The organism is Microlunatus sp. GCM10028923, from assembly GCF_042666975.1.
Lineage (GTDB): Bacteria > Actinomycetota > Actinomycetes > Propionibacteriales > Propionibacteriaceae > Microlunatus.
In genome coordinates, this window is record NZ_JBHTFF010000016.1 from 117061 (window position 1) to 141053 (window position 23993).

General features: G+C 69.7%; 20 protein-coding genes. 5 read left to right on the forward strand and 15 right to left on the reverse strand.

The genetic code is table 11. The features are described 5' to 3' along the window. Position 1 precedes the first annotated feature (1 nt). Positions 2-1117 carry an acyl-CoA dehydrogenase family protein gene (locus ACFQU4_RS30925; protein ID WP_377499587.1) on the forward strand — a complete coding sequence of 372 codons (1116 nt, stop codon included), beginning with the start codon at positions 2-4 and terminating at the stop codon, positions 1115-1117. Between the two features lie 6 nt (positions 1118-1123). On the opposite strand, the gene ACFQU4_RS30930 is transcribed toward ACFQU4_RS30925, so the two are convergent. After that, the gene (locus ACFQU4_RS30930) at positions 1124-2587 is read right to left on the reverse strand and encodes a GuaB1 family IMP dehydrogenase-related protein (protein ID WP_377499589.1); all 1464 of its coding nucleotides are present in this window, start codon (positions 2585-2587) and stop codon (positions 1124-1126) included. A 37-nt stretch (positions 2588-2624) separates the two neighbouring features. Next, complete coding sequence (locus ACFQU4_RS30935; RefSeq protein WP_377499591.1) at positions 2625-3617, reverse strand: acyltransferase domain-containing protein; 993 nt, start codon at positions 3615-3617, stop codon at positions 2625-2627. A 176-nt stretch (positions 3618-3793) separates the two neighbouring features. Here ACFQU4_RS30935 and ACFQU4_RS30940 point away from each other — a divergent pair, with 176 nt between their 5' ends. From ACFQU4_RS30940 to ACFQU4_RS30955, 4 genes are read left to right on the forward strand one after another with little or no spacing between them, the layout of a single operon-like run. Then, on the forward strand, positions 3794-5179 hold the full coding sequence (locus ACFQU4_RS30940; protein ID WP_377499593.1) for a hypothetical protein: 1386 nt from the start codon (positions 3794-3796) through the stop codon (positions 5177-5179). 2 nt (positions 5180-5181) lie between these two features. Further along, positions 5182-6045, forward strand: a complete 864-nt coding sequence (locus ACFQU4_RS30945; RefSeq protein WP_377499595.1) for a MurR/RpiR family transcriptional regulator — start codon at positions 5182-5184, stop codon at positions 6043-6045. Then, a complete protein-coding gene (locus tag ACFQU4_RS30950) occupies positions 6042-8267 on the forward strand; it encodes an FAD-dependent oxidoreductase (protein WP_377499597.1) in 2226 nt (741 codons plus the stop codon). The genes ACFQU4_RS30945 and ACFQU4_RS30950 overlap by 4 nt, the downstream gene beginning before the upstream one ends. Positions 8268-8285: 18 nt before the next feature. Continuing rightward, positions 8286-8780, forward strand: coding sequence for a SixA phosphatase family protein (locus ACFQU4_RS30955; RefSeq protein WP_377499599.1), 495 nt, complete (start codon positions 8286-8288; stop codon positions 8778-8780). Positions 8781-8972: 192 nt separating this feature from the next. On the opposite strand, the gene ACFQU4_RS30960 is transcribed toward ACFQU4_RS30955, so the two are convergent. From ACFQU4_RS30960 to helR, 13 genes are all read right to left on the reverse strand, one after another. Continuing rightward, positions 8973-9548 (reverse strand): hypothetical protein, encoded by a 576-nt coding sequence (locus ACFQU4_RS30960; protein ID WP_377499601.1) that lies wholly within the window; start codon positions 9546-9548, stop codon positions 8973-8975. A gap of 3 nt (positions 9549-9551) precedes the next feature. Next, on the reverse strand, positions 9552-10208 hold the full coding sequence (locus ACFQU4_RS30965) for a hypothetical protein (protein WP_377499603.1): 657 nt from the start codon (positions 10206-10208) through the stop codon (positions 9552-9554). 36 nt (positions 10209-10244) lie between these two features. After that, positions 10245-11456 (reverse strand): ROK family protein, encoded by a 1212-nt coding sequence (locus ACFQU4_RS30970; protein ID WP_377499605.1) that lies wholly within the window; start codon positions 11454-11456, stop codon positions 10245-10247. A 19-nt stretch (positions 11457-11475) separates the two neighbouring features. After that, entirely contained in the window at positions 11476-13875 is a 2400-nt protein-coding gene (locus ACFQU4_RS30975; protein ID WP_377499607.1) for a glycoside hydrolase family 2 TIM barrel-domain containing protein, read from the reverse strand. A 35-nt stretch (positions 13876-13910) separates the two neighbouring features. After that, positions 13911-14543 (reverse strand): DUF624 domain-containing protein, encoded by a 633-nt coding sequence (locus ACFQU4_RS30980; RefSeq protein ID WP_377499609.1) that lies wholly within the window; start codon positions 14541-14543, stop codon positions 13911-13913. Between the two features lie 39 nt (positions 14544-14582). Then, positions 14583-16145 (reverse strand): DUF3502 domain-containing protein, encoded by a 1563-nt coding sequence (locus ACFQU4_RS30985; protein ID WP_377499611.1) that lies wholly within the window; start codon positions 16143-16145, stop codon positions 14583-14585. A gap of 35 nt (positions 16146-16180) precedes the next feature. Next, positions 16181-17131 carry a carbohydrate ABC transporter permease gene (locus ACFQU4_RS30990; RefSeq protein WP_377499613.1) on the reverse strand — a complete coding sequence of 317 codons (951 nt, stop codon included), beginning with the start codon at positions 17129-17131 and terminating at the stop codon, positions 16181-16183. Positions 17132-17141: 10 nt separating this feature from the next. Next, positions 17142-18131, reverse strand: a complete 990-nt coding sequence (locus ACFQU4_RS30995; RefSeq protein WP_377499615.1) for an ABC transporter permease — start codon at positions 18129-18131, stop codon at positions 17142-17144. A 176-nt stretch (positions 18132-18307) separates the two neighbouring features. Then, positions 18308-18835, reverse strand: coding sequence for an orotate phosphoribosyltransferase (locus tag ACFQU4_RS31000; RefSeq protein ID WP_377499617.1), 528 nt, complete (start codon positions 18833-18835; stop codon positions 18308-18310). A 28-nt stretch (positions 18836-18863) separates the two neighbouring features. Further along, positions 18864-20108: an Nramp family divalent metal transporter gene (locus tag ACFQU4_RS31005; RefSeq protein ID WP_377499619.1), complete on the reverse strand. Its 1245-nt coding sequence runs from the start codon at positions 20106-20108 to the stop codon at positions 18864-18866. 267 nt (positions 20109-20375) lie between these two features. Beyond that, entirely contained in the window at positions 20376-21155 is a 780-nt protein-coding gene (locus tag ACFQU4_RS31010; RefSeq protein WP_377499621.1) for a hypothetical protein, read from the reverse strand. Continuing rightward, the gene (locus tag ACFQU4_RS31015) at positions 21148-21699 is read right to left on the reverse strand and encodes an RNA polymerase sigma factor (protein ID WP_377499623.1); all 552 of its coding nucleotides are present in this window, start codon (positions 21697-21699) and stop codon (positions 21148-21150) included. Before ACFQU4_RS31015 ends, ACFQU4_RS31010 begins: the two co-directional genes overlap by 8 nt. A gap of 77 nt (positions 21700-21776) precedes the next feature. Then, on the reverse strand, positions 21777-23978 hold the full coding sequence (helR, locus tag ACFQU4_RS31020) for an RNA polymerase recycling motor ATPase HelR (RefSeq protein ID WP_377499625.1): 2202 nt from the start codon (positions 23976-23978) through the stop codon (positions 21777-21779). Positions 23979-23993: the final 15 nt, after the last annotated feature.

Below are 23993 nucleotides of genomic sequence, written 5' to 3' on the forward strand. Positions count from 1 at the left end.
CGTGGCTGCATCGCCGTTCGCCGTACCCGTCGAAGAGCAACGCTGGATCGAGGCCGTCACGGAGCTCGCGCCGGGCTTCGCGGCCCGCGCCGCCGAGCACGACGAGCAGGCCAGCCTGCCGGTCGACAACCTGACCGCGCTGCAGGCCGCGGGCGTCGACGTCGCCGCGCTCCCGGTCGAGCATGGTGGCGGCGGGCTTTCGTACCAGAGTCTCGGGGAGATCCTGCGGATCGTCGGCCGGGCCTGCCCGTCGACCGCCTGCATCTGGCTGATGCACATCGGCGCCGCGCTGACCCTGGTCCGCTACACCGCGCCGGACCGGTCGGCCTTCTACGCCGGCGAGGTCACGGCCGGCCGGCGGTTCGCCAACGCGTTGTCGGAGCCGACCGGCGGCAACCTGTTCCTGATGCCGCTGCAGCGGGCCGAGCCGGTCGAAGGCGGCCATCGGCTGGACGGGGCGAAGCGGTTCGTCTCCGGCTGCGAGATCGCGGACCACTTCCTGGTCAACGCGCTGCTCGACGACGGTCCCGCGTTCTTCGGGGTGCCGGCCGACGACAGCATCGAGGGCGTACCGATCTGGGATGCGATGGGGTTGCGCGGCACCCGCAGTCAGCTGCTCAACTTCGGCGGTACGGTCCTCCGCGAAGAGAACCGGTGCGTCCGGATGGTCCGCGGCGAGCCGAACATCATCGCGCTCGGCCTGGGCTGGCTGTCGATCGGCGTCGCCGAGGCGGCCCTGGACGCCCTGGTCGAGCACGCCCGGACCCGGGTGCTGCCGACCACCGGAGCGCCGCTGGCCGAGCTGCAGTGGGTCACGTTCGACACGGCCGATGCGCGGGCCGAACTGACCGCGGCCCGGCTGCTGTGCGAACGCACGATGTGGCTGGCCGATCACGGCGAACCGGGGGCGATGGAATCGGCCGTCGAGGCCAAGCTGTACGCGAACCAGGTGGCGAAGCGGGTCGCCGACCTGGCCCTGCGGATCGGCGGCGGCTCCGGGTTCCTGCGCACCTCGCCGATCCAGCGCCACTTCCGTGACGCCCAGGCGGGCGCGCTGATGGCGTACTCGGTCGAGGTGTGCCGGGACCTGGTCGGCCGCCGCGTCCTCGGTCCCTGACCGAGGTCACCAGGAGGCGTGCAGCGGGCGGCCTTCCTCGTAACCGGAGCTGGACTGCACCCCGACCGTGGCCAGCCGGTGGAACTCCTCCAGCGACGAGGCGCCGGCGTAGGTGCACGAGCTGCGTACCCCGGCGACGATCGAGTCGATCAGGTCCTCGACGCTGGGCCGCTCCGGGTCGAGATACATCCGGGACGAGGAGATGCCCTCCTCGAACAGGCCGGCCCGGGCCCGCTCGAAGCCGCTCTGGGTCCGGGTGCGCAGCTTCACGGCGCGGGCGCTGGCCATCCCGTACGACTCCTTGTACATCCGGCCCTCGGCGTCGGCGAGCAGGTTGCCGGTGCTCTCGTACGTGCCCGCGAACCAGGAGCCGATCATGACGCTGCCGGCACCGGCGGCGAGGGCCAGCGCGACGTCGCGCGGGTAGCGCACGCCGCCGTCGGCCCAGATCGCCTTGCCGGCGGACCGGGCGGCCTCGGCGCACTCCAGCACCGCGCTGAACTGCGGCCGGCCGACGCCGGTCATCATCCGGGTCGTGCACATGGCGCCCGGCCCGACCCCGACCTTGATCACGTCGGCGCCGCCGTCGATCAGATCCGCCACCCCGTCGGCCGAGACGACGTTGCCGGCGACCAGCGGCACCCGGCGACCGCCGGCGTCGGCCAGCCGGTCCCGGACCTCGCGGACCGCCTTCAGCGAAGTGATCATCTTCTCCTGGTGGCCGTGCGCGGTGTCGATCACCAGGACGTCGACGCCGGAGGAGAGCAGCGACTCGGCCCGGCCCGCGACGTCACCGTTGATGCCGACCGCGGCACCGATGATCAACTTCCCGTCGGGATCCAGCGCCGGCCGGTAGAGGGTGGAGCGGATCGCGTGCCGACGGGTCATCACGCCGAGCAGCCGGTCCTGGTCGACGACCAGGGCGACGTGCAGGTGCCGCGCGCTGAGGGCGTCGAAGATCGCCTCCGGTGAGGTGTCCGGCGAGACGATCGCCAGGTCATCCGACATCACCTCGTGCACCTGGGCGAACCGGTCCACGCCGGCCGCGTCGGCCTCGCTCACCGTACCCAGCGGCTTGCCGTCCTCGACCACCACGACGACGCCGTGCGCCCGCTTGCCGAGCAGCGACATCGCCTCGCCGACCGTGCTGTGCGGCGCCACCGAGATCGGGGTGTCGAAGACCGGATGGGAGCCCTTGACCTTGCCGATCGTCTCGCCGACGACATCGGTCGGGATGTCCTGCGGGATGATCGCGACCCCGCCGCGCCGGGCAACCGTCTCGGCCATCCGGCGGCCGGAGATCGCCGTCATGTTGGCCACCACGATCGGCAGCGTGGTGCCGACCCCGTCGGTGCTGGCCAGGTCGACGTCCAGCCGGGACGTGATCGAGGACCGGTTCGGCACCATGAACACGTCGCTGTACGTCAGGTCATGGGCAGGGGGAGTCTTCAGGAAGCGCACGATCCTCATTGTCTCCCGGCGCACCCCGTTCGGCCCAGCCGTCGGATCAGGCTTCCGCCGCGAACGGCCGCCAGCCGGCACCCAGATACCAGTGGCCGCCGCCGTCCAGGTGGTCGATCACGGCGCGCTGCAGGGAGCTGTGCCGGGGCAGCCGGTCCCGGCCGGCGACGTCCCGGGTGCCGAACACGAACAGGAACGGCCCCTCGTCGTCGCGCTGCTTCCGGCGCTGGGTGATCGTGAACCGGCGCTGGAACGCCGCGATGTTGGACTCCGGCAACAGGTCGGTCAGCTGCGGGTCGAGCAGCCAGGAGTGACAGGTGAAGAACCGGGCCGGATGGTCCGGGAAGTGGCGCGGGAAGAAGTCCAGCGCCGCCTCGAACGACGCGGTGCAGGCGCGCTCGTCGATCGGGCCGCAGTAGTCCGGCAGGTGTACGGCGACGACCGGCTCGCCCGGCTCGGCGTCGACGCCCGCGGAGCGGATCTCCGCGCTGGTGGTGCGGCCGAGTCCGGCCAGCTCGAACTGCAGCCGGCCGAGCTGGTAGAGCCGGCCCTGGAAGTGGTCGGCCAGCCAGCCCAGGTTGTCGGTCAGCCCGCCCCGGCCGAGCCGCCGCCGGTGAAGGGTCAACTGCCGGCCCAGGTCGGCCAGCGTGTGCCGGGTGATCGCCTCGTCGATGTCCCGGGCGGCGTGCCAGCGCCGGGTCTCGCCCACCATCGCCGCGAAGGCGTAGACCGGCCAGTAGGCGAACAGTTCGTCGCCCGGGTCGCCGAGGTCGGGCTCCCGGCCCAGCCGTTCGCTGTCGCCGAGACCGGTCAGCAGGACGCTGAGCAGCCGGTCGACCAGCTCCCGTACCTCGGCCTTCCGGTCCAGTGCCGGACGCAGCCGGAGCAGCCGGTCCAGGTCGACGTGCGGTACGCCGAGGTCGGCCAGGACGTGCAGCAGCTCGGCGCCCTCGGGCACCGGCGGCAGGTCATCGACGAGGGTGATCGAGGCCAGCCAGTCGCGTTCCTCGGTGGGCAGGCGGTCCAGCGCGTCGGGCATCGTCGTTCCTTTCCGGGGCGGAGTGAGAAGCCTAGGAGGGTGGTGCCACCCTCCTGGGCGGGTGTTCGGCCGGTCCATCAGGTGAAAAGAATTTGCAATCGAAGTTGAATCGGCGTGATTTCGGGTTAATCTCTTGCAGTCGCACAGCGATCATCGCCAGACTCCAGGGGCCCGCCATGAACCCACCACTGTCCGTGTCCGGCATCTACCCCTCCCTCGCTCAGGTCGGCGACTTCGGTCCGCCGCGCAGCGAGATCGGCATCGGCGCGCTGATGCCGTGGAACGGCAAGCTCTACGTGCAGAACTACAACTCGCACAAGGCCGCCAGCGGCGCCGGGGTCAGCCTGCGCCGGATCTCGGCCGACCTGACCATGGAGGTCGTGCCCGAGACGCTCGGCGTCGACGGGACCTACACCAATCGGTTCGTGCACTTCCCGACCTCGACCTTGATCATCGGGCCGCACCTGATCGATCCCGAGCACAAGATCACCACGATCGAGGAACTACGGCCGCACCGGCTCTGCGGCACCTCGCGGCATCTGACCGAGCCGGACCGCAAGGTGTACGTGCTCGCGATGGAGGGCGAGGTGTTCGAGCTCGACCTGCTGGACCGGACGGCGGTCCAGGTGTGGGACCTGAACGAGGAACTGGGCACCGAGGGCGAGTTCAAGGTGCACTACAAGGACTGCTACACCAGCTTCGGCCGGCTGGTGGTCTGCTCCAACGAGTACGCCGAGGAGGAGTGGGCCGGGGAGCGTTCCCGCGGCCGGCTCGCCGAGTACGACGGCACCGCCTGGAAGATCATCGAGCAGAAGCCGTTCACCGGGATCGGCGGCCGGCACGAGTTCGGCGGCACGATCTTCGCCACCGGCTGGGATGCCGCGTCGGCGATCTTGGAGGTCTACACCGAGGCCGACGACCGGTGGACCCGGTACCGGTTGCCGAAGGCGTCGCACTGTTTCGATCACAAGTGGCAGACCGAGTGGCCGCGGCTCCGCGAGGTGGAGCACGAACGGCTGCTGATGGACCACCACGGGATGTTCTACGAGCTGTCGCCGTGGGCCTACGGCGGCCGGGTCTGGGGCGTCCGGCCGATCTCCACCCATCTCGCCGTGCTCGGCGATTTCTGTTCCTGGCAAGGGATGCTGGTCACCGGCGCCGACAACGCCTCGCCCAGCCACGGGCTCAACCCGACCACCGCGGAGCCGCAGTCCAACCTCTGGTTCGGCAGGACCGACGATCTCTGGTCGTACGGCAAGCCGGCCGGCTGGGGCGGGCCGTGGTGGATCGAGCCGGTGTCCGCCGATGTGCCGTCGGATCCGTACCTGATGACCGGGTTCGACGGGAAGTGCGTGCACCTGGAGAACCACGGCAAGCTGGCGATCACGGTGACGATCGAGATCGACTTCCACGGTCACGGGCGGTACGGGACGTACGCGTCGATCGAGGTCGACCCCGGCCGGACCGTCACCCACGTGTTCCCGCAGGGGTTCTCGGCGCACTGGGTCCGGCTGGTCAGCGACCTGGACGCGACCGTCAGCGGACAGTTCTTCTACAGCTGATCATGGACGCACCGTTGAAGTCGATCAAGGACCTGTTGCCGGACCTGGCCGGGGCGTCCCGCCGGGTGGCCGAGTTGATCTTGGAACAGCCGGACCTGGCCGGGCGGAGCTCGATCACCAGCCTGGCGGCGGCCGCGGAGACCTCGCCGGCCACCCTGACCCGGCTGGCGGCGGCCCTTGGCTACGAGGGATTCCCGGCGCTGCGGGCCGCGATCGCGACCGACCACGGCCGGGACCTGCAGGCCGGCTGGGAGGCCGACATCGGCACCATGATCACGCCGACCGACCCGCCGGGCCGGGTGCTCGACGTCCTGGCCGGCACCCACGCCCAGGCCCTCCGCGCGGCCGTCGCCGCGATCGACCTGGACGTGGCCGGCCGGCTCGCCGACCTGATCGTCGACGCCGGCCGGATCGCGATCTTCGGCGAGTGGGGCGACGCGATCCCGGCCGAGGAACTGCAGATCCGGCTGCTCCGGATCGGCCGGCCGGCCTGGTTCCACCGGGGTCACCAGGAAGCCGTGGTCGCGGCGCGGCTGCTCGGTCCGGGCGACGTCGCGCTGGCGATCTCCCGCTCCGGGGAACACCGCGACGGGGTCCGTTTCCTCAACCAGGCCGCGGAGGCCGGGGCCACCGCCGCGCTGATCACCGGCGCGACCGGGTCCACGATGGCGCGGCAGGCGGAGCTGGTGATCGACACCGGCATCCGGGACGGCCCCAACTGGACCGGCTACTTCGCCGGCCGGGCCACCGACACGCTCGCCGCCGGACTGATCTTCGTCCTGGTGGCACAACGAACCCCGGACTCACTGGGCATGCCGATTCACACAGTTGACCAAGAACACGAAGGCGATCAGGAGCGATCATGAGAACGGAACAGCTGGCGTACGAGCTCGTCGTGGTCGGGGGTGGCCTGGCCGGCGTCTGCGCCGCGATCGCCGCGGCCCGGGGCGGCAAGCGGGTGGCGCTGATCCAGAACCGGCCGGTGCTCGGCGGCAACTCGTCCAGCGAGGTCCGGGTCTGGGTCTGCGGCGCCACCGCGCACGGCTCGCAGCACTTCGCCCGGGAGACCGGGATCATGGGCGAGTTGTTCGTGGAGAACCAGTTCCGCAATCCCGACGGCAATCCGTACTACTGGGATCTGACGATCTTGGAGGCGGTCCGGGCCGAGGACAAGATCGACGTGTTCCTGAACACCGACGTGCGCACGGTCGCGGCGTCCGGGCCGGAGGACGACCGGGTGATCACCTCGGTGACCGGCTGGCAGATGGGCTCGGAGCGGGAGATCACGTTCACCGCCGACGTGTTCCTGGACTGTTCCGGCGACGGGCTGATCGGCTTCCTGGCCGGCGCCCGTTACCGTACCGGCCGGGAACCGCGGTCGGAGTTCGGCGAGTCCTGGGCGCCGGAGGTGCCGGACAGCAACACGTTGGGCAGCACGATCCTCTTCTACACCAAGGATGTCGGGCACCCGGTGAAGTTCGTGCCGCCGCCGTTCGCGCTGGACATCACGACCACGTCGATCCCGGAGCGCCGGGTGATCAAGACCGAGCTGAACGGCTGCGCGTACTGGTGGATCGAGTGGGGCGGCGAGCTGGACGTCGTCGACGACAACGAACGGATCCGCGACGAGCTGCAGGCCGCCGTGTACGGGATCTGGGACCACATCAAGAACTCCGGGAAGTTCGACGCCGACAACCTGACCCTGGAATGGATCGGTGCGGTGCCGGGCAAGCGGGAGTACCGCCGCTTCGTCGGTGATCATGTGCTGACCCAGCACGACGTGCTGGAGCAGACCGAGTTCCCGGACCGGGTCGCGTTCGGCGGCTGGTCGATCGACCTGCACCCGCCCGGCGGCATGTACGCGACCGAGGCCGGTTCGCGGCATTGGTTCTCCGACGGCAACTACCACATCCCCTTGCGCAGCTTCTATTCCGCGAACGTGCGGAACCTGTGGATGGCCGGCCGCAACATCAGCGCCAGCCACGTCGCGTTCGGGACCACCCGGGTGATGGCGACCTGTGCGGTGGGCGGCGAGGCGGCCGGTGCGGCGGCGGCGCTGGCCCATGAGCTCGGCGTGACGCCGCGGGAGCTGGTCGACCGGCACCTGCCGGAGGTGCACCGGGCCCTGGTACGCAGTGACGCCTCGACCCTCGGCGTGATCAACGACGACCCGGCCGACCTGGCTCTCGGTGCCACCGTGTCCGCGTCGTCGACGCTGCGCCGGATCGACGTCGAGGTGTCCTCCGGGACCCACCCGATGGCCGAGCCGATCGCCATGATCGTTCCGGTCTGGCCGCGGCTGGGCGAGGTCGAGGTGCTCGTCGACGCCGGCCGGGACACGACCCTGGTGGCGGAGCTGCACCGGACCGGCCGGTTGCAGAACTACGTACCGTCCGAACTGGTGCAGCGGGTCGAGGTGCAGGTCCCGGCCGGCGAGAAGCAGTGGGTGACGCTGCCGTTCGACTGGCAGCCGGACCAGCCGCAGAACGGGTTCCTGGTGATCACCGACAACCCCGAGCTGGCCCTGCACCGCAGTGATCAGGTGGAGCCGGGGATGATCTTCTTCCGGCACCGCGAGCCCGGGCCGGAGGAGATGTACACCGAACAGTGGCGGGCCTGGAAGCACCTGTGGCACCGGTCCGGGATCTGCCTGCGGCTGGCCGAGCCGACGACGGCGTACGCGCCGGAACGGGTGATCGGCGAGTACGCGCGGCCATACGGCGGCCCGCGGATGTGGGTTTCCGAGCAGCTCGACCATGATCAGGAGCCGTGGCTGGAACTGGCCTGGCCGGAGCCGCAGACGGTCGGCGAGGTCGTGATCATCTTCGACGACGAGGTGGAGGAGGACCTGATCAACCTGCACCACCACCGGACCCCGTTCGACGTCCTGCCCGGCCTGGTCCGCGACTACCGGCTGGAGGGCCTGGTCGACGGGGCCTGGACGTCGCTGACCGAGGTCACCGAGAACCGGCGCCGGCGGCGCAGTCATCTGCTGCCGGCGGACACCGAGCTGGCCGGTCTGCGCCTGGTGATCGCCGCGACCAACGGCGCCCCGCGCGCCCACGTGGTCGCCGTCCGCGCGTACTAGGAGGCTAGGGTTCGGTTCATGATCAGCCACCGGTTGCTGCTGTTGCGTCACGCGACGACCGAGGAGTTCCGCCCCGGCTTCGCTGACCGGGACCGGCGGCTGACCGAGCGCGGTATCGCCGAGGCGGCCGCGCTCGGGGACTGGCTGCGTGAGCAGGGCATCCAGGTCGACCGGGTGCTCTGCTCCACAGCGGCCCGGACCCGGCAGACCCTCGACGGCCTCGCCCTGACCGGACCGGTCGAATTCGCCGAGTCGCTCTACACCGGCGGCAGCGACACGATCCTCGAGTCCGTACGGGTGCTCGACGACGACGTCCGGACCGCCCTCGTGATCGGCCACTCGCCGGCCGTTCCGGGCGCGGTCCACGACCTCGCCGACCCGGCCACCTCGGACCCGGGGTCCTTGATCACCCTGGACCGCCGCTACCCACCGGCCACCCTGTCAGTCCTCGACTTCGCCGGTCGCTGGACTGACCTGACCTCGGCCCGCCTATACCTGCTCCGCCTACCCTGACCGCAACCCACTCCCGCAGCCGCGACCGTTGTTCCGATCCGCGACTGGTGCAACAGTCGCGCGTGGGAGGAACGGTCGCGGCTGTGTGGTGGTACGTGGTCGGCGCTCTTTCTGTCGCCGACTGGACGAAAGGGGCAGCTCTTGATCATGATTCCGTGCCATTCTCGTCCACTCAGCGAACGGCGGCGGTGATCACCGCCGCTCCCTGACCAAGATCATGATCGCGGCGCCGACCAGGGCTCCGCCGAGGACGTACGCCACGATCGGGACACCACGGCTCGGCTCGGCGGGCGGATCCACTGCGGGCACGAACGCTCCGGCGATGGACTTCGCCAGCCCGGCCTCGATCAGCGTGGTGCGGAGCAGGTCCGGGTCGACGGGGCGGTGCCAGACGGCGTCACCGGGTTCGCTGATCCAGGACGGTCCGGTGGCGATCCAGATCCCGTCGGCCGGGGTCACGAAGATCAAATCGATCCGCCAGATCTCTGTGTCGTCCCGCAACCAGGTGAGCCGCAGGTCGGCCCGGAACACGGCCCCGATCGCGGGCGGCGACGCACCGTCGTTCGGTAGTTCGGCGCCGTCGAAGCCGATGGCGGCGGCGAGCTGCCGGTAGCGCGGGTCGCCACGGTGTGCGGAGACAGCGACCCGGTGAGCCGGATCGGCGATCAGGACGCTGCTCGGCTCACCGGCATGCGCTGCGGACGGCGTGAGCGCGATCAGGATCGCCAGCAGGACCATGATCGCCGGTACGGCGAACGGCCGGCGCATCGGTCAGCCCTTGAGGACGATCCGCTCCGGACGCGGCCGGCGGGCCTGCCTGAACACCAGGGTTCCGGCGATGCCGACGGCGACCCCGAGCAGGCCGAACAGAGTTCCGGTGAGCGGCAGTGGTGGGCCGCCGGCGGTCGCGGCCGCGGCGGCCGTGGCTGGCGGCGGCGCGGCGTCGGGCTCGGAGTAGGTCGGTCCGGGCGAAGCCGGCAGCAGGACGCCGGTCTCGGCCAGGGCGGCCTGGAGCTTGTTCGGCTGGGTGGCCCGGTGCCAGACCCCGGCGTTCGGGGAGTCGTCCCAGGTCTGGGTGGTGTGGATCCAGACCTCCTCCGGGCCCAGGTAGATCTGGTCGACCCGCCACACGGACATGTCGTGGATCAGCCAGGTCAGCCGGATCTCGCTGCCGAAGTCGTTCTCGATCCCGTCCGGTGGCGACTCGCCGCCGGACGGCTGCTCGACGCCGGCTCCGGTGTCGATGCCGACGTAGCCGGCGAGCCGTTCATAGCGGGCGTCGCCGGTGTACGCCGAGCTGGTCCGCTCGTGGGCGGGGTTGACGATCAGCACGCTGGTCGGCCCGCCGGCGGCGGCCGGGGTGGCGGCCAGGAGCCCGGCGGCCAGCACGCCCAGGATGATCATTCCGACCCGAATCAAGGCACTCATGCCCGGAATACACCGCCGGTCGCGGAACCGTTCCGCTCAGACGACCCGGCTGGGCAGGCCGCGCCGGGCGAGGACGTCCTCGAGCGCGAAGATCGCCATGCCCGCGGTCACCGGGTTCCGGCCGATCTCCAGCGGCTCGATGCTCACCACATCCAGCGACGCCTCCATGGCCTGCGCGGCGACCAGTTCGGTGAGCCGCGGCAGGATCCAGGTCCGCAGGGCCCGGAACATCCAGCCGCACAGCATGATCCGGTCCGGGTTGAGCAGGTTGATCAGATCGCCCAGCCCGTACGCCAGCGAGGCACAGGTCCGGTCGAGCAGCTCGGTCATAATCGGGTCGTCGGCCTCGAGCCCGGCGACGACGGCCGCGATGAAGGCGTCCTGGTGCAGTGCGGCGGCGGGGTGGTCGGGATCGAGTTCGGCCAGCGTCGCCTGCATCCCGGGTACGCCGACGTAGGCCTCGACGCAGCCGCGGCGGCCGCACCGGCACGCGCGCCCGTCCTGGCTCAGGGTGGTGTGGCCCCATTCGCCCGCGTTGTTGCAGGTGCCGCGGACCAGGCGGCCGGCGATGGCGATCCCCGCCCCGACGCCGGTGCCGAGGTTGACCACGACCATCGTGTCGGTGGCCGGCCTGTTGCCCAGCCAGAGCGCCGCGACCGTCACGGCCTTGAGCGGGTTGTCCAGGTGCACCCCGACGGTCAGCTCGAGCTTCTCCTCCAGCTGGTCGCGCAGGTTGACCTGGTGCCAGTCCCAGTTCGGTGCGAAGACCGAGACGCCGGTGCCGGGCATCACCTGGCCGGGCACCGAGACGCCGATCCCGCCGACCCGGTCCGGGGTGACGTCGGCCTTGGCGAGGACGCCGCGCACCGCTGCGGCCACGCCGGCGACGACCGTGCTGGGCTGGTTGTCCGTGTCGTCCAGCGGCTCGGTGTGTTCGTCCAGGTGCTCCAGCGACAGCGAGTACAGGGCGGCGGTCGCGTACGTCTCCGCGATGTCGACGCCGAGCAGCCGGAGCGGTTCGTTGTTGATCGCCAGCTTCGACGACGGCCGGCCGGCCGAGGCGCCCTTGCCGACCACGTGGACGAGGCCCGCGTCCTGCAATTCCGCGACCACGTTCGCCACGGTGGCCGTGCTCAGCGTGGTGGCCACGGCGAGCTGCTGCCGGGTGGCCATCCCGGCGGACAGCAGCTGGCGCAACACGGCGAACCGGCTCTCGTTGCGGATGTCGCTCGCTGACCGCGTACTCACGTCGTCGGGTCCTCCTCCCTCAGTCGGGACCGGCTTCCAGGTCCTTCGGTACGCGGACGACGAGGTCGGGCAGTCCTTCCGCCCGCAGGGTCACGGTGGCACCGGCTCCGCGTACGTACGCGATGAGCATGCCATCCAGGGTGGACCGGCGATCGGATCGGTAGGGCGTGGTGTCGGACAGGTCTCCGTTGTCCAGCCCGAGCAGCTCGCCGCCGTCGACCTCAGCGGTGACCAGGACGTCCTCGCCGGCGACCCGCCCGTCCCGGTCCAGCACCCGGCACTCGACCTGGTGCACGTCGGCGCGGCCGCCGGCGATGCGGACCAGCCCGGCCCGCCAGGCCTCGGGAGCGGCCCACACCTCGGCCGTCAGCGCGGCCGGCGCCGACCCCAGGGTCAGCTCGTCGCGCACCGTCGTGTCGCCGACCGTCGCCTCGGCGATGAGCGGGTCGCCGCCCGGCGTGACGGTGCCCCGCCAGTAGCCGAGGTCGGCGTCGAAGACCAGCTCGACCGGGTCCGCCCCGCAGGTCACGCTCGCCTTGTCGGCGTTGGTGAAGCAGGCCACCTCGAGCTCGCCGTCGGTCGTCCACCGGCGGGTCAGGCTCCGGTCGTCGGTCGATCCGGCCGGCCGGACGGCGAGCCGGACCATCGGGACCTCGGACCACCAGCTGCGCCGCAGGTGCCAGCGTTCCTTCGGGAAGCCGGCCGTCGTCAGCAGCCCGGCGGCCGAGCCGTGACTGGGCCAGCCGGGGGTCTCGCCGAGGTAGTCGATACCGGTCCAGAGGAACTGCCCGGCGACGAAGTCCTGGTCGGCGGCATGCCGCCAGGCCGCATAGGTGTGCGAGGTCTCGCTCCCGACGAACGGTTGATCGGGGAACCGCCGATGATCATCGGCGTACAGGTGCTCCTTGTAGTTGTAGCCGATCAGGTCGAGCCGCTCGAACAGGCCGGTCGTGCTGGACAGCTCCGGGAACGCCGCGGCGTACGTCACCGGCCGGCTGGCATCGCGCGCCTTGACGACGGCGATGAGGTCGTTCGCGATCGTGGTCAGCCGCCGGATGTCGGGGCGGTTCGGGTCGTAGGCGCGTTCGGCGGCCGGCTTGTCGGCGTCGTTGTTGCCGGTCATCTCGAGGAACTTCGGGCTGGCGTACGGATCGTTGGGGTAGTCGACCTCGTTGCCGATGCTCCAGGCGATCACCGACGGATGGTGCCGGTGCGCGTCCACCATCGCCTCAAGATCACGGACGTGCCACTCGGGGAAGTCGTGGGCGTAGCCCTCGTGCTTCGGCGGATAGACGTTGTGGCCCTGCCACCATTTGTTCTTGGGGTTCTCCCACTCGTCGAAGGCCTCGTCGATCACGTAGAGACCGAGCAGGTCGCACAGCTCGTACAGCTCGGGCGCGTGCGGGTTGTGCGCCATCCGGACGGCATTGCAGCCGCCCTCCTTGAGCAACAGCAGGCGCCGCAGCCACACCTCGGGAGGTACGGCGACCCCCAGCGGCCCGGCGTCCTCGTGCAGACACACCCCGCGCAGGATCCGGCGCTCGCCGTTGATCATGAATCCCGTGTCGGCGTCGAAGGCGAACGTGCGCAGCCCGGTCACCAGCTCGTGCCGGCTCTCGTTGTCGATCATGGTGACCAGGCGGTACAGGTGCGGATGATCATCCGACCAGAGCAGGGGGTCCGCAACCTGCAGATGCGTCGACACCTCGACCGTGCCGTGCGCCGGCACCGTGACTTCGTGCCCTGAGCTTGTCGAAGGGCCAGGGCGGATCTGGCTCGGCCCTTCGACAGGCTCAGGGCGCGGTTGGGGCTCCAGCCGGTGATCGACGATGACCCGCCGATCTTGGTCGGTGTGATTCTCCAGCCGCTGAACCACCTTGACCTCGGCCAGGTCGGCACTCGCGGTGCGCGTGGTGATCATGGTGCCGTGGTGGGCGACCGAGACCGCGTCATGGGCCTGGAGCTCGACCCGGCGGGTCAGCCCGGATCCGTTGTACCACCGGGAATCCGCCAGATCGCGGTGATCGACCCGGACACTGATCACCAGGTCGTCGTCGGGCGCGTAGCCGACGAGCTCGGTCAGGTCGAACGAGAACTCCGACCAGCCGGACGGGCGGCCGCCCACGTGGTAGCCGTTCACCCACACCTGCGCGTTCTTGTAGACCCCGTGGAACACCAGCCGTACGGCCGCGGCTTGATCAAGTCCCAGCGCGCCGATCGAGCAGCGGGTCCGGTACCACCCGACTCCGCCGGGCAGATAGCCCGTGCCGCTGGAACAGGACTCGTCGAAGGGATGCTCGACCGCCCAGTCGTGCGGTACCGTGACGGGCCGGAAGGCGGTCTCGTCCGCGTTCCGCTTCCAGGCGGCGGGGTCGTCGGCGGGTAGGAAGGACCAGGCCTCGATGACCGTACTGCGCATGCGAATCCCTTTCCTGGTACGGATGCGGACGACCGTCAGGCCTCGAGACCGTACTTCTTGAAGACGGTGACGAGAACGACGGCGTTGACGAAGGCGATCCCGGAGAACCCGAAGGCCAGCCAGACGATGCCCCAGCCGAAGACCTGCGGGTAGTAGACGCCGACGACGACGGGGAGCACCGTCACCACCAGGACCGCGAGCGCCGCCAACGGATGCCGCGCGGACATCCGCCGGGCGTTGTTCAGCACCCGGCCGACCGAATCCGAGAAGGTGGCCTGGTACGGGAACACGAAGATCAGCGTGCCGGCCACCCGGTAGGCCAGCAGCAGGACGGCGGCGAACAGGACGAGCCGTACCACCGAGTCCAGCTCGGCCCGGTCGACGACCACGTACCAGGCCGCCACGACCGCGACGAGCCCGAGCGCAGCCAGGCCGAGCAGGGTGCCCTGCCGGAGGTTGCTCCGGAAGGCGTCGAAGTACGTCCTCGGGACCGAGTCGTAGCGGTCGGTGACCAGGCTGATCGCGGTGGCGTTGAGGGCGGTGAGGGAGGCGCCCAGGGTGACCAGCGGCAGCGAGGTCGCCACGAACAGCAGGTTCAGCACCATCAGGTCGGCCAGCTTCGACAGGAACCGCATCGCGGGCGAGTTCGCGCTGAAGATCGTGATCACTGGACTCCTGCCTCCGTTGCCGCCGGCCTGCTCAGCCGGCTACTTCAGGCCCTTCTCGGTGGCCCACTTGTCCAGGTCCTGCTGGATCGACTGCTTGACGTCCTCGTAGCCGGCGGTGCCGAGTTCCTTGCGCATCTCGTCGATCATGGCCTGCGGGTCCTTGGCCTTGCCGTACTGCAGTTGCGGGATGTAGTTCGACAGCACCGAGCCCATGGCCGCGAGGCCGGAGTCGATCATGTCCTTGTTGATCAACAGCGTCGAGTACGGGTAGTCCGACGACAGCCCCTCGAGCTCGGTGAAGATCGCCTCCTTGTCGGGATGATCGGCCAGCCGCGGCGGCTCGAACTCGTCCATCCGGCCGCCCCAGAAGTTGGCGCCGAGGCCGTCCTTGGTCGGGTCGTAGCCCTCGGGGTAGCCGAGCTTGCCGTCCTTCATGACGTAGTCGGAACCCTCGATGCCGAAGTTGAGCAGCTTGTAGCACTCCTCGTCGTTGCGGATCAGTTCGTAGACCTGCAACGCCTTCTCGGGATTCTTGGAGTTCGCGCTGACCGCCATCGCACCGTGGGTCTTGAGATCACGGAAGATGTTCTTGGTCTCCTGCCCGAACCAGTACATCTTGGGATCGGAGCCCTTCTGCCGAGTGGACAGGTTGTACCAGATGCCGCCGACGAAGGTCTGGGTGTGGTGCTGATCGGCCCCGGACTTCCCGGAGTAGAGCGCCTCCCGGGTGTCGCCGTCGTAGTTGAGCGCATCCTCCCGCCACACGCCGATCTCGTTCCATTGCTTGGCCAGATTGGCAGCCTCGATCAACAGTGGCGAATCCATGAACCACGAGCCGACCGTGAACGGGGCGGCCTTGGTGGTCTGGAACGGGTAGTAGTTGCCGGCGCTGATCTGCTGGATCGTCTGGCCGTCGGTCTTGCCCTGCAGGTAGCCGGTCAGGGCCGACGTGTTGGTCCCGGCCACGTCCCACGGGTAGGTCTTCTTCTGGTTCTGTTTCACCCAGGTGAAGTAGTCGGTGAACTGCTCGAACCGGGTGATGGTGCCGTCCGGGATCCCGGCCGCCTTCGCCCAGTCCCCGCGATAGAAGAAGCCGTGGTTCGTCCACTGGGTGAAGTTGTCCTCGGGGATGAAGTAGATCTCCCCGTCCGCGGCCTTGCACACCTCCCAGTTGCCCCGGGCGCCGACGGCCTCCCAGGTCTTGGGCGCGTTGGCCTTCATCGTCTCCTCGTCGAGGGCGAGGAAGGCGCCCTTCTGGGCGTTCTCGTAGGCGAACAGCCAGTCGGTGGCGGTGGTGATCAAGTCGATCTTGGAGTCGCCGGACAGCAGTTGGACGTTGTACTGGGTCTGCCAGTCGGCCCATTCGACGTAGAACAGGTCGAGCGTCGCGTTGGCCTTCTCGGTGAGCAGCGGGTTGAGCTTCGCGAGCATCTTCTGCAGCCGGCCGTTGGTCGGCTTGTCGCCCAGCGCGAGCATGGTGATCTTGGTCGGCGCGCCGTCGGAGTTCTCCTCCGACGGCGAGGTGCAGGCGGCCAGGCCGGTGGCACCGGCGGCCAGGGCCATGCCCATCACGGCACGGCGGGAGAGGGAGGAGCCAGTCATGGCGGTCCTTTCGGTGAGGGACTGTGCGGGAGCGATTAGCCCTTGACGGCACCGACGGTGATGCCGCTGACGAAGTACTTCTGGACGAAGGGATAGACCAGGATGATCGGGCCGGTGGCCACGACGGCGCTGGCCATCTTGAGCGTGTTACTGGGCAGATCGGTGATCGTCACGTTGGATCCGGCCACCGAGTTCCGTAACGCGTTGGCGGTGTTGATGATGTTGTAGAGGTGGTACTGCAGCGGCGGGAACTCGACAGTGCTGCCGAGGTAGAGCGACGACAGGTACCACTCGTTCCAGTAGCTGAGGGCGGTGAAGAGACCGATGGTCGCCAACGCCGGTTTGAGCATCGGCAGCACCAGCTGGGCGAAGATCCGGAAGTCGCCGGCGCCGTCGATCTTGCCCGATTCGATCACTTCGTACGGCACCGTACGGGCGAAGTTCTTCATCAGGATGATCAGCCAGGGGGACAGCAGCAGCTGCAGGAACACCGCGAGGTAGTTCCCCCGCAGGCCGAGGGTCCGGGCGATCCACAGGTAGGTCGGGGCCAGGCCGGCCGAGAACAGGGTGGTGAAGTAGATGAAGAAGGAGATGTAGTTGCGCAGCGGGAAATCCTTGCGCTGCAGGGCATAGCCGGTCATGGAGGTGATCGCGAGCCCGATCGCCACGCCGGACACCGTCATCACGATCGTCACCACGTAGGAGCCGATGATCTGCCGGGGAGCGCTGAAGATCAACTCGTAGGCCGCTGTGGAGAAACCTTGCGGCACCAGGCTGAAGCCGTTCTCGACGATCTTGGACTCCTCCGAGAAGGAGGCCGAGACGATCAGGATGAACGGCAGCACGCACATCAGCGCGAACAGGCTGACGGCGACGTAGGACACCGTGCGGAGGAGCGCCTCGCTGCTGTCGAGCTTCAGCTTCCGCGGCTTGGCCGGCGGTTCGGTCCGGGCGGACTGTTTCGTCGAGGCGTGCAGGGTCGTCATCTCAGCCACCTCAGAAGAGCGCGTAGTCGGGGTTGATCCGGCGCATGATCCAGTTGACGACCAGGATCAGGACGAAGCCGAACAGGGACTGGTAGAGGCCGACCGCCGTGGAGGACGTGAAGTTGTTCTGCGCGAGCAGCATCCGGTAGACGGCGGTCTCGATGATGTCGGTCGACGCGTAGAGCTGGGCGTTGTTGCCGACCAGGTTCCAGAACAGGCCGAAGTTGCCGTGCATGATCCCGCCGAGCGAGAACAGCAGCAGGATGAAGAAGGTCGGCTTGAGGCTGGGCAGGATGATGTGGACGATGCGCTGCCAGGCGGACGCGCCGTCGATCGCGGCGGCCTCGAACATCGACTGGTCCAGGCCCATGATCGCCGCGAAATAGACGATCGAGCCGTAACCGGTGCTCTGCCACACATGCGCCAGGATGATGATGAAGGGCCAGACCCCCGCCATGCTGTAGAGCTTGAGCGGGTCGCCGCCGGCCTGGACGATCAGCGTGTTGACCGTCCCGGTCTCGTAGTTCAACAGGTTGAACGCGATCACGCCGATCAGCACCACGGATACGAAGTACGGCAGGAACATCAAGGCCTGGCTGACCTTCTTGAAATACCGCGAGCGGATCTCGTTGAGCATGATCGCGAGCGCGATCTGCAGGATGTTGCCGATGATGATGAAGGCCAGGTTGTAGAGGATCGTGTTCTTGGTCAGCAGCCAGAGCTGGCCGGATTTGATCAAGAACTCGAAGTTGCGCAGGCCGACGAACGGGCTGCCGAAGATGCCGTCGCGGTAGTTGAAGTTGGTGAACGCGATCCAGGCGCCGGGCATCGGTGCGTAGCTGAACACCGCGAAGAACACGATCGCCGGCAGGCACATCAGCAGCAGCATCTTGCTGTGCCGCAGGCCGCGCCGAAACGAGGTCGTACTGGTCGCCTTGGTGGCCCGGTCACCTGGTCGTACAGGCAGATCGAGCCCCTGCTGGGATGGCTGCACTGCCATACGCAATCACCTCACTGTGTCTGCGGTATCGACGTCGGGCCCGCCTCACCCGGAGGTGTCTGGGCCGCGACTGCGCTAAGTCAATGGCTTTTGCTAAGGGTTGTCAATAGTCCGGGCGAAACCGTGACTGGACCTTCACCGGCGGCGTTGCCGGGAGGTTGGGCGAGGCGGAATCGTCAGCCGCGCTGGGCGTCCAGGTCGGCCTTGGTCAGCACGGACCGGATGGCCACGCCGTCGCCGGCCAGTGCCGAACCGCCGGATCCGGTCCGGTCGATGGCGCACACGACGGTGTCGACGATCGCGCCGAGGTCGCGCAGCCCGGTCGCTCCGTCGCGGACCGCTCCGCCGGTCGTGATCACGTCCTCGATCAGGGTGACCCGCGTCCCTGCGACGTCGGCACCCTCGACCAGCCGGAGCGTCCCGTACGTCTTCGGCGCCTTGCGGACGAACACGACCGGCAGGCCGGTCAGCGAACTCACCATCGTCGCGATCGGGACGCCACCGAGTTCCAGCCCGCCGAGCAGGGCGGTCTCCGGCGGCAGCAGCGGCACCATCGCCTCGGCGACCCGGCGGAGCAGGTCCGGCCGGGACTCGAAGCGGTACTTGTCGAAGTACTCCGACACCACCTGTCCCGACCGTACGGTGAACGAACCCTGCAGGCGGCAGGTGCTGTCGAGGTCCCGGGCCAAGGCGTTGCGATCCATGGCCCAAGCTTCTCCTATCGGCCGGTGATCAACTCGCGCCGGTCAGGGTGAGCACGATCAGGACCACGTTGAGGGTGACGATCGCCGCGGCCACCAGACTCGCGACCGTGGTGGTCGCCCGGTGCGAGACATGATCACCCATCACGTCCCGGCGGGCGGTCAAGATCACCAGCGGGATCAGGGCGAACGGGATGCCGAACGACAGCACCACCTGCGAGAGCACCAGGGCCCGGGTCGGGTCGATCCCGACGGCGAGGACGACCAGGGCCGGGATCAGGGTGATCACCCGCCGCAACAGCAGCGGGATCGTCCGGTGCAGTAGGCCCTGCATGATCACCGCGCCGGCGTAGCAGCCGACCGCGGTCGAGGCGAACCCGGAGGCGAGCAGCCCGAGCGCGAACAGCAGTGCGATCACGGGGCCGAGGTTGGCGCCGACGGCGGCGTGCGCGGCCTCGAGCGAGCCGTCGGTCTGGGTGTCCTGCAGGGCCGAGGCCGCCAGCAGCAGCATGGCCAGGTTGACCGCACCGGCGAGCAGCATCGCGCCGCCGACGTCGTACCGGGTGGTCGAGATGACCCGCCGCCCCTCGCCGTCGACCGGCTGCAGGCCGTGCCGGTCGCGGGCCAGCGCCGAATGCAGGTAGATCGCGTGCGGCATCACGGTGGCGCCGAGCATGCCCGCCGCCAGCAGCACGCTCTCGGTGTCGGCGAATCGCGGCAGCAGCCCGCCGACCGCCTCGCTCGGCGACGGCGGGGCGACGAAGAGCCCGGCGAAGAAGCCGATCGTGATCACCGCGAGCAGGCCGGTGATCACCCGCTCGAACGGACGCTGGCCGCGCCGGCTCTGGATCGCCAGCAGGCCGATCGAGACGATGCCGGTGATCACGCCGCCCACCAGCAGTGGCAGGTCGAACAGCAGGTTCAGGGCGATCGCACCGCCGAGCACCTCGGCCAGGTCGGTCGCCATCGCGACCAGCTCGGCCTGCACCCAGTACGCCAGTCGGGCCTTCCGGGGCAGCCGATCGCCGAGCACCTCGGGCAGCGAGCGGCCGGTGGCCAGGCCGAGCTTCGCGGACAGGAACTGCACCAGCCCGGCCATCAGGTTCGCGGCGACGACGACCCAGACCAGGAGGTAGCCGTAGCTGGCCCCGGCGGTGATGTTGGTGGCGACGTTGCCCGGATCGACGTACGCGATCGCGGCGACGAAGGCAGGTCCGAGCAGCACCAGGCCCGCGCGCATCCGGCCGACTCGCCCCGTCGTGGTTGACCGCAGCATCGTGTGCCCTCCCTGATCTGAAAGTTTGGTACGCCGAACTTTGAACTACGGCATACGTTAACTGATCAATCGCGGGAGGTGCAGAGGGCCCGCTCAGTCCTGGAACACGGGAGCGAGCCCGAAGGCGGCGAAGACCGTCGGATCCCGGCCCGTTCGGCGAGCTGCTCGGTCCGGTCTGTTCGGCCCGCAGGCTCCGCGGCGCGACCTGGGGCTGGTGTCGGCCGACGCCCTGGGTGCCGTCGCGCTGCTCCGGGACGAGGTCGCGGGTCAGCCGAACCTGAGCGACTCGGCGACCGCGACCGCGCGTTCCTGGTCAAGGAGTCCTTCGAGCCGGGCCGTGACCGGGCGGGTGGCGCCGGCGGGCACGGTCTCGAAGGCGAGCGACGGACCGGACCGGCGCGCCTCGTCCGGGTGCTCGACGCCGGCCGGATCGACGTACGAGATCGTGTGCGGGTCGGGCAGCCAGATGGCGGTCTGGCCGTTCACCTCGAGCCGGGTGAACCGGTCCCAGTTCCGTTTCACGAAGACGATCATGCTGCCGTCGAACTGGGACAACAGCACCTTTCCCTCGGCGGTCTCGAACTCCAGCTCGACCACCCGGCGGTCCTCCGACACCGCGACCCGGCTCGGCGGGCCGAGCTCGTCCGGCAGCCCGATCGGGAAGTCGATCATGGTCCTGGCCGTGCCGATGTCGGTGACCTCGACCATGATCGGCCGGCCCGGCCTTCCGGGCGTTCCGGTCGCGGGGGAGGAGGGCGCCGGCGCGGACTGGAAGGCGATGCCGCCGACCCGCAACCATTCGATCACCGCCGCGCGGACCGGGCTGACCAGCAGCAGTCCGGCGATCAGGGCGGCGATGATCACCGCGATCAACCGGCGCCGGGCCCGGACGTCGATCACCAGGCGGCGCAGGAACCGACGGACCGGATGCCGGCTTCGCTCCGGGACCCGGGCCAGCACTCGCTCGGCGAGGTCATCCGGGACGGGCCCGACCCGTACCCCGTGGCCGAGTTCGCGGAGGGCGGTCTCGAGTTCTTGATCATTCATCGTCGCTCACCTCCGTCCGCAGCCGGACCAGTGCGCGGGACAGCCGTGACTTCACCGTTCCGCGAGGCACCCGGAGGCTGGCCGCCGTCTCCGCCTCGGACAGCTCCAGCAGATAGCGGCAGATCACGACCGCGCGCAGCGGCTCGGGCAGCCGGTCCACGGCGGCGCCCAGCGTCTCGGCCGAGACCGCCGTGATCACCATGGCCTCGGTGTCCGGGTGGCTGACCGTCCGGTCGCCCCACCAGCGCTGCTCCCGCTGCTCCCGACGGGTCCGGCCGCGATGCAGGTTCCGTGCCTCGTTGATCACGATCCGCAGCAGCCACGGCCGGAACTCCTGCCCGGCCCGGAACCGCGGCATCGCCCGGAACGCCTTCACGAACGCCTCCTGCACCACGTCGTCGGCCTCCGCCCCGGCGCCCCACAACACCGCCGCCCGCTTGGCGACGGGCGCATGGATCCGGACCAGGTCGGCGAATGCCGCTCGCTCGCCACCCGGCCCGGCCGCCTCCGCGCCGTCGCCGATAGCCGCCTCCTCCCGCGTCACCCGTACTACACCGCCACCCCGCCCCAGGTTCCACCTCAATCCAGCGGGCGGCAAGATCAACAACCTCGCCGCGGGGTTCAGGAGGTCAGGACGACGAGTTGCTGGGTGGCCCGGGTCATCGAGACGTAGCGGTCGACCGCGCCGGCGATCCCCGTACCGAACGACGCGGGATCGACGAGCACCACGAGATCGAACTCCAATCCCTTGGCCTCGGCCGGGCTCAGCGACCGGACCCGGGGCCGGCCCGGGTCGGCGGGATGGCCGATCACACAGGCGATGCCGTCGGCGTGCTCGGCCAGCCAGTCGTCCAGGATCGAGTCCAGCTCGCCGGTCCGGCCGTGGCGTACCGGCACGCCGGCGGTACGGATCGAGGTCGGTACCCGGACGTCCGGGAGCACGGCACGGATGACGGGCTCGGCCTCGGCCATCACCTCGCGCGGCGTCCGGTAGTTGATCGTCAGCGTGGCCTGGTTGACGGTGTCGAGGCCGGCCCGGCGCAACCGCTCGGCCCAGGATTCGGTGAAGCCGCGCCGGGCCTGGGCGCGATCGCCGACGATGGTGAAGCTGCGCGACGGGCAACGCCGGACCAGCATCCGCCACTCGGCGTCGGTCAGCTCCTGCGCCTCGTCGACGATGATGTGCGCGTACGGGCCCGCGAGCCGGTCCGGCGCGACCGTCGGCAGGACCTCCGGGTCGACCAGCGCCTGCCGCAGGTCCTCGCCGCGCAGCATCGGCAGCGAGCTGGCCGAGTCGTCCTCGGCGGTGATCAACTCCTCGACCACCCGATCCATCCGTTCCCGTTCGGCGGCGATCGCGCGCTCCCGCTGCCGGGCCCGCCGGCCGGCCTCCGGGTCGCCCAGTCGGTGGCGGGCGGCGTCGAGGAGCGGCAGGTCGGATTCGGTCCAGGCCTGCGGTCGTTCGCGCTGCAGCCGCTGGACCTCGTCGGGTGCGAGCCACGGCGCGCAGCGGCGGAGGTAGGCCGGCACCGACCAGAGGTCGGAGACGAGGTCGGCGGCGCCGATCAAGGTCCAGGCCCGGGTGAACGTGGTCACCAGGAGTTCGTTGCGCTGGAGTGCCGCCCGGAACTCCTCCTCCGACACCTCGGCCGGGGAGTCTTCCTGCCGGTCGGGATCGTCGGGTGCGTCGAGCTTGTCGTACAAGATCGACACCAGGGCCTCCCAGATCTCCTCTCGGGCCTCGTTGTGCGGCGTGCTCGGGCCGGCGGCGCCGAACGCCTCGGCCCAGTCGCCGGCGCTCAACCAGAGATCGGACCAGGGCGTCTCGACCAGCAGCCGCTGCCGGGGCGGCTCCTCGTACAGGGCAACCGCGGGCTCGATCGCATCCACCATCGCGGCGGTCGCCTTGAGCCGGGCCACCTCCGGGTCGGGCTCGGCCGGTGCCGCTGCTCCTTCCGGGACGAGATCGCGCACCGTGCAGATCTGGACGCCCTCCTCGCCGAGGTTGGGCAGGACGTCGGCGACATAGGCCAGGTACGGGCGATGCGGTCCGACGAACAGGAGTCCGCCGCGTTGATCACTGACCCGCCGATCCGCGTAGAGCAGGTAGGCGGCTCGGTGCAGCGCCACCACGGTCTTGCCCGTGCCGGGTCCGCCGTCGATCACCAGCGCGCCGTGGGAGTCTGCCCGGATGATCTTGTCCTGGTCGGCCTGGATCGTGCCCAGCACGTCCCGCATCCGCGGCGACCGGCTGCTGCCCAGGCTGGCGATGAAGGCGGAGTCGTCGTCGAGGGCGGCCCGGCCGTCGAAGCCGTCGAAGCCGAAGACCTCGTCCCAGTAGTCGGTGATCTTGCCCCGCGTCCAGCGGTAACGGCGCCGGCTGGCCAGTCCCATCGGATCGGCCAGGGTCGCCGCGAAATAAGGTGCGGCGGCAGGTGCGCGCCAGTCGATCAAGAGCTGCCGCCCGTCCTCGGCGGCCAGCCCGAGCCACCCGATGTAGCGCACCTCGCCGCCGTCGTCGGGCACGATCCGGCCCAGGCACAGATCAAGCCCGAACCGTCGCAGCAGCCGCAGCTGGGCCGTGAGCCGATGGATCTCCAGGTCCCGGTCGGAAGCGGACCGGCCCTTGCCGCCCGGCGAGCGGCGCAGCGCGCCGAGGCGATCATCCAGCGTCCCGATCCGCTCCGCGAGAGCCTCGGCAACGGTCGCCAGGTGCTCCTCGTCCGCCATGATCAACTCCGGATCGGCCTTCTCGGCAAGGCCTTCGGGGAGCCCGAACACCGTGCCCCGACGCTCCTCGGTGAAATGATCTTGATGTCGCATGGGTGCTCCCGCCGA